Raw genomic sequence first — 9,534 nt, forward strand, 5'->3', positions numbered from 1 at the left:
CACCCCTGTCTCCGCAGCGATGGCCAGCTCCGACACGATCTTCGGCCGCATCCTGCGCGGCGAGATTCCCTGCGACCAGGTCCATGCCGACGACCGCTGCCTGGCTTTCCGGGACGTGGCCCCTCAGGCGCCGGTTCACATCCTGATCATTCCCCGCGAGCCCCTGGAGAATCTCCTGGATGCCGAGCCCGGTCACGCCGAGCTGCTCGGCCATCTGCTGCTGGTGGCCGCCCGGGTGGCCCGGCAGGAGGGACTGGAGGGATTCCGCACCGTCATCAACAGCGGCGCCGAGGCCGGCCAGACCGTGTTCCACCTGCATGTGCATGTGATCGGTGGCCGTCCGCTGGCCTGGCCGCCCGGCTGAGTCCCGGCGCCAGCCACAATGCCTGGATCCGTGCCGGCCCATGACACCCTTCCATGCCCTCCGCAGCCAGCTGGGCAAATTGCAGCGGTTGTCCCAGCCTTACTTCCTCCCGGTGGAGGAGACCCGGGGTTGGCAGTTCCTGCTGCTGGTGGTGGCGATGCTCGCGGTGGTGGTGGGCACCACCCTGCTGCTGCTCACCGGCGTCATCGCCCTCAGCGGGGTTTTCATCCCGGTGTTGCGCAGTCGCTTCCTCCCCGGGGTCCCGGAACAGGTGGCGGCCATCTGGCGGAGCCCCTTCGGTCCAGGCGCGATGGTGGTGCTGGCGGCCGGCCTGGGTTGCTTCGCCGCCTTCCGCACCAAGCTCCGCCAGGGCCGCTGGCTTCCCTGGCTGCTGCTGGGGGTGATCGTGCTGTTGATCCTTGTCATCAACGGCATCAATGTGGGGATCAGTTATATCGCCCGCAATGTCGACAATGCCCTGGTCGCCTATGACCAGGACGCCTTCTGGAAAATTGTCGCGATCTATGCATTCTGTCTCGTTCTGGCTCTGCCGATCCGGGCCATTCAGAGTTATCTGATTCCCAAGCTCGGCCTGTTGTGGCGAGAGTGGCTGAGCAATCGGCTGCTGGGGCGCTACCTGTCCAACCGGGCCTACTACGTCCTTAATCCCAACGATGAGTCTGCCGAAGAAATCGATAATCCGGATCAACGGATCTCCCAGGACACGGCCAGCTTCACCGGAACCAGCCTCAGTGTCACGGTGGAGATCCTCTCGGCTCTGCTTACATTCTTCAGTTTCATCATTGTGCTGTGGAGCATCAGCTCGCAGTTGGCACTATGGCTGTTGATCTATTCGGTTGGAGGTACGGTCATCATCGTATTCGCCAGCCGAAAGCTTGTTGCGCTGAACTACCAGCAGCTCAAGCTGGAGGCCGATTTCCGCTACGGGCTTGTACACATCCGTGACAACGCCGAGTCGATTGCCTTCTACCGCGGCGAGCAGCAGGAGTCGCGGGAGGCCGAGCGTCGCCTTGGTGGCGCAATCCGCAACTACAACAGGCTGATCATCTGGGAAGCGTTGATCAGCGTGATCCAGCGTTCCTACGATTACTTCTCGCGCTTTCTGCCGTGGTTGGTGATCGCGCCGATCTACTTTGCCAAGGGAGTCGACTTCGGGGTGTTCGGCCAGGCGAGCATCGCCTTTTCCCAGGTGCTCTTCTCGGTCAGTTACATCGTCAACAACATCGATCGACTGGCGGCTTTCTCCGCCTCGATCAGCCGTCTCGAGGGCTTTCAGGGCAAGGTCGAGGCGATCGGTGGTGAGATGGCGGCCCTGGTGGCCCGGGAGAAGCTGGACGAGGCCTCGCGTCCTGCCAGGGATCGCGACGCCTCCATCCTGGTCAGCCATGTGGATCTGGTGCCACCCCGCACCAGCCGCACCCTGATCCACGATCTCAGCGTCGAGGTGGACCGTCACCAGCGGTTGCTGGTGGTGGGACCCTCCGGCTGCGGCAAGACCTCCTTCCTGCGGATGGTGAGCGGCCTTTGGCCACCGGCCGCCGGCAGCGTGCAGCGACCGCGGGAGGGCGAGCTGCTGTTCATCCCCCAGAAGCCCTACATGCTGCTGGGCAGCCTGCGCGAACAGCTCTGTTACCCGCTCCAGCCGGACCGCTTCAGTGACGAGCAGCTGCGCCACGTCCTCGAGCAGGTGCGCCTGCCTGAGCTGGTGCACCGCTATCCCGACCTCGAGATCAAGCAGGACTGGCCGCGCCTGCTGTCGCTGGGCGAACAGCAGCGTCTGGCCTTCGCCCGGCTGCTGCTCAACTCCCCCCACTTCGTGGTGCTCGATGAGGCCACCAGCGCCCTCGACGTGGCGACGGAGCGCCATCTCTACGACCTGCTGATGCAACGGGAGATGGCGTTCGTGAGCGTCGGCCACCGCCCCACCCTCACGGCCTTCCATGACACCGTGCTGGAGCTCGACGGTCGCGGAGGCTGGCGTCTTCTGCCCGCGGCGGGTTATGACGTTGGCCGCCATGTCTGATCCGATGGGTTCCGCCGCCGCTGGTTCCTCTGCCCCTGGTTCGTCTGCCCCTGGTTTGCCTGACCCTGTGCCCCAGGAGGAGGCGAGCAGGGCCACCAGCGCCACCACCCCCGATGTCCCCGCCTTCGGCTGGAGCGGCTATGCCGAGCGCGTCAACGGGCGCTTCGCGATGGTGGGCTTTGTGGCTGTGCTGGCGATCGAAGCCCTCAGCGGGGACACCTTCCTCCACTGGGCCGGCCTGGTGCCCTGAAGATCCAGGTCGCCCCAGGATCAGGTTGCCTCAGGATCTAGGGCACCTGAATCAGATCGATCTGCCAGAGGCCCTGGCGGCTCACCTGCACGGCCAGCTCCCGGCCGTCGGGCCGGAGGTGCACCTGGCGTGGCACCCCGGGGGGCACGATCGGCAGCGGTTGGAGGCCCTGCAGGGAGCGCCGATAGATCACCAGTTCGGTGCGCCCCTCGAGCTGACGCACCAGGGCCAGTCGCTCGCCGCGGCTGTCCACCGACACGTGGATGGGCTGGGCGTCCGGCCGGTTCAGGCCCGGCACGGGCACAGGCCGCTGGCGCTGCAGATCCACCAGCACCACCCGCTCCCGCCCGCCGCTGCCGCTGATCAGGGCCAGCCAGTTGCCGCTCAGGGAGGGATCGCGGTTGGCCCCCAGTGGCTCCAGCTGGCGGTTGATCCCTACCAGGGACACCGGACCGGCCGCCAGGCACCCCGTCAGCAGCAGGGGGGCGAGCAGGGTGGCCAGGCGGGGCAGCCCCCTCGGGCGTTCTTCCCCCACCGCGTTCCCTCCCCCATCGGCGTGCGTCGTCACCGCTCTGCCGCTCCATCTGCCGCGCCACCGCCGATCTCCGGGGTGCCGCCGGGACGGTCCGGTTCCACCAGAGCGCTGAGGTCGAGCAGTTCGACCTGCCACTGGCCGGATCTGACCACCTGGAGAGCCACGCGGGTGGCATCGGGGGCCAGGCTGAGCCTGACCGGCATGGCATTGCCCCGGAGGGGCAGGCGCACCAGCCGACCGCTGAGGCGATCCTCCAGCAGGGCCAGCCTCTGGGGACCCTGCTGCACCAGCAGCGCCACGTAGCGGCCGTTCCAGCTGAGCGAGGGGGAGCTGTGGGGTTCGCGGCCCCGCAGGTGGCGGAGCGGGATCACCCGGCCGCCCGGCTGTTCCTGCAGGATCAGCCGGGCCCTTCCCCCCGTTTCCAGCACCGAGGCCAGATACCGGCCATTGCCGCTCAGGGCTGGATCGAGCCGGTTGCCGTCAGGCCCGAAGCCCACCGGTGTGGCCGTGCGACGACCCAGCCAGGCACAGCCGCCCAGGCTGAGGGCCAGGGCGAGGAGGGCGAGGCAGGGCCGGGAACGGCTGGGCGGTCTCGGCCGCGCCTGGCGACGCTGGGGGATCAGTCGTCGAAGCGGGAGGCGTTGTCCCGGGGCCTGGCGTCCTGAACGGGAGGGGCCGGGGGCCGCTCGGAGGATTCGGAGCGCGCTCTCACGGGGGTGAAATCGGCGTCGCTGACCCCACGGTCGGCACTGCGAGCGCCGCGGATCGGGGCACCCTGCGGTACGCCTGGGCGCTCCGGGGGCTCGGCCATGGCGCCGGCCGCCCCGGCAGGGGGCCTTCGGCTGGAGCGCGGCGCACCGGGCTCAGCGGCGGCGGCGGCCGGCCTGGAGCCCCGACGTGGCTCGGGACGGGTATCGCGATCGCGGCGGCGGGCGCCAAAATCGGCGGCGGTCCTGGCAGCATCGGCGGTGTAGCGACCACGGGGCCCATCTGGTGGGGTTTCGTCGGTCTCCCAGTTGTCAGTCGGAGCGCCCCGGCGGCTGGCAGCCCGTTCGGGGATCGCTGCCCGGCTGGAGCGCCGCATCCGGTAGAACTCCTCGTCGGGGTCACGGGTGGGGATGCGGCGACGCAGGGGTTCGGGTTCGTCGAGTCGATCCATGTCGCGCTCGTCCCAGGCCTGGCCAGCCATGCGGGGGCGGTAGGGCCCGGCCGGAGCCGGTTCGTCATCGTCGAAATAGGACGAGCGGCGGGCCTGCTCCGTGGTCACCCCCCGCAGCCGCACGCTCTCGTAGGCGAAGAAGACGGTGGTGCCGGCGAGGAGGAACTGGCCGAACTGAAGAATCGGATCGAGCCGCCAGCCCTGGAAAAACAGAATGCCGCCGCAGAGCAGGCCAACGGCGGCGAAGAAGACGTCGTAATCACGGGCCAGGGCTGGCTTGAAGCTGCGCATGAAATAGAGCAGCGCTCCGCCAACCGCCAGCACGATGCCGACGATGCTGGCCCAGTTGAGGCTGGCATTGACCACGGAATCTCACCCTGGAGCTCCCAGGCACTGTAGGCAGGTGTCCAGGCCCGGAGGCAGGTGGCCAGGCCCGGGACGGGGCGTTCTCAGAGACGCCGGTCCAGCCGGTCGTTCTGGCTGATCAGCACCAGGGCGATCGAGATCGGCACAACCACGATCACGGCACCCCAGGCGAGGCTGCTGAGGAAGTTGGCGAGGGAAGGGGTCATGGCGCGGCGGACCGTCGGCGACAGGCGTCGCGGAATCCTAGGCAGCGACGCCAGCTTCCTACGCTGACCTCGCCCCTGCTTAGAGCTTTGTGACGGCGCTACCCCTTTCTCCGCTGGCCTGGTCGCATCTGCTGCTGGGGCTGGTGCTCGCCCTCTGGACCCTGCTGTTCCTGTTCCGCATCGTGCTGACCTGGTACCCCCAGGTGGACCTCGGCAAGGGGGTGATGCGCCTGGTCGGAGCCCCCACGGAACCCCTGCTAACCCCGACCCGCCGGCTGATCCAGCCCATCGGCGGCGTGGATGTGACACCGGTGGTGTGGGTGGGCCTGCTCAGCCTGCTGCGGGAGCTGCTGGTGGGCCAGCAGGGCCTGCTCACCCAGGTGCTGCAGCACAGCCACCCTGTGGCCTAGACCCTGCCGTCCGCACAGGCCGTCTGATTCAGGGCCGTGGGATTCAGGGGCGCGGCAGCATCTCCTCCTCCACGAACTTGGTGTGCACGTCCCCGGCCTGGAATTCCGGTCGCTCGAGCAGTTGCAGGTGGAACTCGATCGTGGTCGGAATGCCGGTCACGGCACATTCCGAGAGGGCCCGGTGCAGGCGGCGCAGGGCGTGATCGCGGTCGACGCCCCAGACGATCAGCTTGCCGATCAGGGAGTCATAGAAGGGGGGGATCTCGTAGCCGGTGTAAACGTGGCTGTCGACCCTGACTCCGGGGCCGCCGGGCGGCAGCCAGCCGGTGATCTTGCCCGGGGCCGGCCTGAAGTTCTGACGGGGATCTTCGGCATTGATCCGCACCTCGATGGCGTGCCCCCGCAGGCAGATGTCCTCCTGGCGGACGGAGATGGGTTCGCCGCCGGCAATCCGCAGCTGCTCGGCGATCAGGTCGACCCCCGTCACCACCTCGGTGACGGGATGCTCCACCTGGATCCGGGTGTTCATCTCCATGAAATAGAAGTTGCCGCCCCGGTCCACCAGAAACTCCACCGTGCCGGCGCCCTCGTAGCCGATGGTGCGGGCCGCGGCCACCGCCGCTTCTCCCATCTGGCGGCGAAGGTCGGCATTGATGGCCACGCTGGGGGCCTCCTCGAGCAGCTTCTGGTGACGCCGCTGGATCGAGCAGTCGCGCTCGCCCAGGTGCACCACGGTGCCGTGGCGGTCCGCCAGCACCTGCACCTCCACGTGGCGGGGCCGGTCGATGAATTTCTCCATGTACAGGCCTGGGTTGCCGAAGGCGGCTTCCGCCTCGCCCTGGGCGGCCTTGAAGAGGCCCTCCAGCTGGTCGGCGGCCGGGACCAGGCGCATGCCGCGGCCACCGCCGCCGGCCGTGGCCTTGATCATCACCGGGTACCCCATCGCTTCGGCCAGCGCAGCCGCCTGGCGCGGGGTCTCCAGCAGTCCCTCGCTGCCGGGGATGGTGGGCACCCCCACCCGCTGCATGGTGGCCTTCGCCGTCGACTTGTCCCCCATCGAGCGGATCGCCTCGGGGGAGGGGCCGACGAAGGTGATCCCGTGGTCGGCGCAGATTTCGGCGAAGCGGTCGTTCTCGGCCAGGAAGCCGTAGCCGGGGTGGATCGCGTCCGCTCCGCGGGAGGTGGCCGCGGCCAGGATGTTCGGAATGTTCAGGTAGCTCTTCGAGCTGGGGGCCTCGCCGACACAGACGGCTTCGTCGGCCAGCTGGACATGCAGGGCGTTGCGGTCCACGGTGCTGTAGACGGCCACGGTCGGAATCCCGAGCTCACGGCAGCTCCGCAGGATCCTCAGGGCAATCTCGCCGCGGTTGGCGATCAGCAACTTGCCGATGGACATCCGCAGCCGCTCAGCTGGTACAGGCCATCGCGGACTGTATCAGTGCTCACAGGCCCGTCCTGCGGCCCGAGCCGGCCTCGGGCCGGGGCATGGACCGGGTGATGGGTATATTGCTCAACCGATGCGCCACCGCGGCCCATCGAACCACCCGGATGGGCATTGCCCAGCCGTTGCATCACGCGGATGTGGTGGAATTGGTAGACACGCACGTTTGAGGGGCGTGTGGCTTCGGCCTTGCGAGTTCAAGTCTCGCCATCCGCATTTTTTCTTTTCCGGTTTGGGTGACGGGGTGCCGCCACACTCCAACGCAGACCTTCGGTACCCCGCCTGGGACCCAGCCTCTCGGGTCACCGCCACGACGGCCATCGTGCTGGTGAGCAACGGCCCCGGTGAGCTGACCACCTGGGTCAGACCCCTGGCTCTCTGCCTGCATCGCCGCCTCAGCCTGAGGCCCCGCCAGCCGGATGGGCCCTGCAGCCTGGATCTGGTGATGGTGCCCTGTCCCAACGGCACCGGCGGCGAGCACCGGGTCGCCGCCCAGTGGGGGCTGTTCGAGCGGATCACCCCGGCGCGGCGCTTCTGGAGCCTGCTGCTGCGGCCGCGGCGGTTCGGCCCCTGGCCCCGGCAGGGGGTCGTGGTGTTTCTGGGCGGTGACCAGTTCTGGAGTGTGCTGCTCTCGGCCCGGTTGGGCTACCGCCACCTCACCTATGCCGAATGGGTGGCCCGCTGGCCACGCTGGAATGACCGGATCGCGGCGATGGGGCCCCGCGCCGCCGCTCAGCTGCCCCCCCGCTGGTCGTCCCGCTGCCGGGTGGTGGGCGACCTGATGGCGGATCTGTCGGAGGCGGCCCGCAGCGAGGAGCCCCTGCCGGAGGGGATCTGGGTGGCGCTGCTGCCGGGCTCCAAGCGGGCCAAGCTGCGGATCGGGGTGCCCTTCCTGCTCGAGACCGCCGATCGACTGGCGAGCCTGAATCCCGGCTGCCGCTTCCTGCTTCCCCTGGCCCCCACCACCAGCGTGGAGGAGCTGCTCAGCCATGCCGGGCCGGCCAATCCGATCGCCCGCGCTTACCGCTCCGGCGTGCCCCGGCTGGAGCCCGGCGGGGATGGGCTCGTGACCCCCGCCGGCACCCGGATCCGGCTGGAGCGCCGCAATCCCGCCCATGCCCTCCTCAGCCAGTGCCGCCTGGCCCTGACCACGGTGGGTGCCAACACGGCGGAACTGGGGGCCCTGGGGCTGCCGATGCTGGTGCTGGTGCCCACCCAGCATCTGCAGGTGATGCAGGCCTGGGACGGCCTGGCCGGTCTGCTGGGGCGGCTGCCGCTGCTGCGGTGGCTGTTCGGTCTGGCGCTCACGGCCTGGCGCCTGCGACACCGCGGCTTCCTGGCCTCCCCGAACATCACCGCAGGCCGCCTGGTGGTGCCCGAGCGGGTCGGGCCGATCACCCCCGAGCAGATCGCGGCGGAGGCCGCCGACTGGCTGGCCTCGCCGGCTCGCCTGGACGGCATGCGGGCTGATCTGCGCAGCCTGCGGGGCGCTCCAGGGGCCGTGGCGGCGCTGGCGGATCTGGTGGAGGAGCTCCTGCCGACCCGGACGGATTCCTAGGGTTGGGCTTCAATCCAGACTCCTGCCTTGGCCATGGCTGATCAGAGCGATCCCCAGTCCTCCGCCTGCGGGCTCGAGAGTGGTCTGGCGCGGGGGGTGGAGGAGGAGGTGTGGCGCCAGAAGCTCACCCCCGAGCAGTTCCGCATCGCCCGCCAGGGCGGCACGGAGCGGGCCTTCAGCGGCGCCTACTGGAACCAGAAAGGCTCCGGGATGTACCACTGCATCTGCTGTGATGCCGAACTGTTCAGCAGTGACACCAAGTTTGATTCCGGCACCGGCTGGCCCAGCTTCTGGGATGGGGTGCGCCCTGGCGCGATCAGCACCCACTTGGACCGCAGCCACGGCATGGTGCGCACCGAGATCCGCTGTGCCCAGTGCGATGCCCACCTGGGCCACGTGTTCTCGGATGGCCCGGCACCCACGGGGCAGCGCTACTGCGTCAACTCCGCATCGCTCGAGTTCCGGGCGGACTGAGCTCCTGCCCCTTGGTTCACAATCGACTGGACCGGTCCTGCCTGGACCAGTTCACCAGGGATCATCCAGCTCTTCGGCGTCCACGTCCACCGGTTCGGCGGGAAGCCGGCCGGGGGGACGCCGGCGGGGGCCATCGATCGGCCGAAGCTCCCGGGGGCTCGCTTCGCGCTCTCCCGGGCGGTCCCCCGGCAGCCTGCGCTCCCGGTAGCCACCGTCCTCGTACCGGCCCTCTCCGGAACGGCCGCCCTGAGAGCTGCTGCCCTCGAACCGGCTGCCCCCGTAGCGGCCTTCGTCGGAGTTGCTCTCTTCGTAGCGGCCCTCGGGGTAGCGGCTGTCGGAGTAGCGGCCGTCGGGGTAGCGGGGCGGGGCCTCGAACCGCCGGTCGTCGAGCCCCTCCTCCTCGTCCAGGTAGCGGCGCTGGCGTAGGGGCGCCCGCTCCCGGCGCTCCTCGACCTCCACGTAGTCAAGCTCCTCCTCCGGTACGAAGGCCTGGCTGCTGGCGGGCTGGATGCGCCGTTGCTCCTGGACGCTGGGGACGCCAGGGGCCAGTTGGTTCTCCACCGGCACCATGGTGCTGCGGTAGCGCTCCCGCTCCTCCTGCTCCCAGCTGGGGCCACCGATCCCGAGCTTCTCGAGCAGGCCGGTGCCCAGCTGCTTGAGCTTCTCCTCGGCTCCCTCGTAGACGATGATCCGATCGGGCCCGCTGCTGACGATCTCCTCCACGGCC

Annotated in this window: 11 protein-coding genes, 1 tRNA gene and 1 pseudogene; 7 read left to right on the forward strand and 6 right to left on the reverse strand. The window is 69.1% G+C overall.

Annotated features, from left to right (window positions below):
• Window positions 1–19: 19 nt before the first annotated feature.
• From ACLD7X_RS15000 to ACLD7X_RS15010, 3 genes are read left to right on the forward strand one after another with little or no spacing between them, the layout of a single operon-like run.
• The gene (locus ACLD7X_RS15000; protein WP_411424468.1) at window positions 20–364 is read left to right on the forward strand and encodes a histidine triad nucleotide-binding protein; all 345 of its coding nucleotides are present in this window, start codon (window positions 20–22) and stop codon (window positions 362–364) included.
• Window positions 365–404: 40 nt separating this feature from the next.
• Window positions 405–2,408 (forward strand): ABC transporter ATP-binding protein/permease, encoded by a 2,004-nt coding sequence (locus ACLD7X_RS15005; protein ID WP_411424457.1) that lies wholly within the window; start codon window positions 405–407, stop codon window positions 2,406–2,408.
• Window positions 2,409–2,463: 55 nt separating this feature from the next.
• Window positions 2,464–2,658, forward strand: a complete 195-nt coding sequence (locus ACLD7X_RS15010; RefSeq protein WP_412006987.1) for a chlorophyll a/b-binding protein — start codon at window positions 2,464–2,466, stop codon at window positions 2,656–2,658.
• A gap of 37 nt (window positions 2,659–2,695) precedes the next feature.
• On the opposite strand, the gene ACLD7X_RS15015 is transcribed toward ACLD7X_RS15010, so the two are convergent.
• From ACLD7X_RS15015 to psbX, 4 genes are all read right to left on the reverse strand, one after another.
• Window positions 2,696–3,226, reverse strand: a complete 531-nt coding sequence (locus ACLD7X_RS15015; RefSeq protein WP_411424459.1) for a TolB family protein — start codon at window positions 3,224–3,226, stop codon at window positions 2,696–2,698.
• Entirely contained in the window at window positions 3,223–3,690 is a 468-nt protein-coding gene (locus tag ACLD7X_RS15020) for a TolB-like translocation protein (protein WP_411424460.1), read from the reverse strand. Before ACLD7X_RS15020 ends, ACLD7X_RS15015 begins: the two co-directional genes overlap by 4 nt.
• Window positions 3,691–3,812: 122 nt before the next feature.
• The gene (locus tag ACLD7X_RS15025) at window positions 3,813–4,718 is read right to left on the reverse strand and encodes a Ycf66 family protein (protein WP_411424461.1); all 906 of its coding nucleotides are present in this window, start codon (window positions 4,716–4,718) and stop codon (window positions 3,813–3,815) included.
• Between the two features lie 83 nt (window positions 4,719–4,801).
• Complete coding sequence (gene psbX / locus ACLD7X_RS15030; protein ID WP_411424462.1) at window positions 4,802–4,924, reverse strand: photosystem II reaction center protein PsbX; 123 nt, start codon at window positions 4,922–4,924, stop codon at window positions 4,802–4,804.
• A gap of 89 nt (window positions 4,925–5,013) precedes the next feature.
• Here psbX and ACLD7X_RS15035 point away from each other — a divergent pair, with 89 nt between their 5' ends.
• Window positions 5,014–5,334, forward strand: a complete 321-nt coding sequence (locus tag ACLD7X_RS15035; protein WP_411424463.1) for a YggT family protein — start codon at window positions 5,014–5,016, stop codon at window positions 5,332–5,334.
• 43 nt (window positions 5,335–5,377) lie between these two features.
• Here ACLD7X_RS15035 and accC read toward each other — a convergent pair whose 3' ends face one another.
• Window positions 5,378–6,730, reverse strand: coding sequence for an acetyl-CoA carboxylase biotin carboxylase subunit (gene accC / locus ACLD7X_RS15040; protein ID WP_411424464.1), 1,353 nt, complete (start codon window positions 6,728–6,730; stop codon window positions 5,378–5,380).
• 179 nt (window positions 6,731–6,909) lie between these two features.
• Here accC and ACLD7X_RS15045 point away from each other — a divergent pair.
• The 3 genes from ACLD7X_RS15045 to msrB all read left to right on the forward strand — a co-directional run bounded on the left by ACLD7X_RS15045 (window position 6,910) and on the right by msrB (window position 8,807).
• Window positions 6,910–6,991, forward strand: a tRNA-Leu gene (locus ACLD7X_RS15045).
• A 28-nt stretch (window positions 6,992–7,019) separates the two neighbouring features.
• A complete protein-coding gene (locus tag ACLD7X_RS15050) occupies window positions 7,020–8,333 on the forward strand; it encodes a glycosyltransferase family protein (protein WP_411424466.1) in 1,314 nt (437 codons plus the stop codon).
• 33 nt (window positions 8,334–8,366) lie between these two features.
• Window positions 8,367–8,807, forward strand: coding sequence for a peptide-methionine (R)-S-oxide reductase MsrB (msrB, locus tag ACLD7X_RS15055; RefSeq protein WP_411424467.1), 441 nt, complete (start codon window positions 8,367–8,369; stop codon window positions 8,805–8,807).
• 51 nt (window positions 8,808–8,858) lie between these two features.
• On the opposite strand, the pseudogene ACLD7X_RS15060 reads toward msrB, so the two are convergent.
• A pseudogene (locus ACLD7X_RS15060) lies at window positions 8,859–9,534 on the reverse strand (hypothetical protein); the annotation flags it as partial.

The organism is Aphanothece microscopica RSMan92, from assembly GCF_046613545.2.
Classification (GTDB): Bacteria; Cyanobacteriota; Cyanobacteriia; order PCC-6307; family Cyanobiaceae; genus NIES-981.

What these genes read in the sequence shown, in the direction of transcription:
- ACLD7X_RS15000 (WP_411424468.1), top strand. Translation starts at nt 20, where the DNA reads ATGGCCAGCTCCGACACGATCTTCGGCCGCATCCTGCGCGGCGAGATT.
- ACLD7X_RS15005 (WP_411424457.1), top strand. Translation starts at nt 405, where the DNA reads ATGACACCCTTCCATGCCCTCCGCAGCCAGCTGGGCAAATTGCAGCGG.
- psbX (WP_411424462.1), bottom strand. Translation starts at nt 4,924, where the DNA reads ATGACCCCTTCCCTCGCCAACTTCCTCAGCAGCCTCGCCTGGGGTGCC.
- accC (WP_411424464.1), bottom strand. Translation starts at nt 6,730, where the DNA reads ATGTCCATCGGCAAGTTGCTGATCGCCAACCGCGGCGAGATTGCCCTG.
- msrB (WP_411424467.1), top strand. Translation starts at nt 8,367, where the DNA reads ATGGCTGATCAGAGCGATCCCCAGTCCTCCGCCTGCGGGCTCGAGAGT.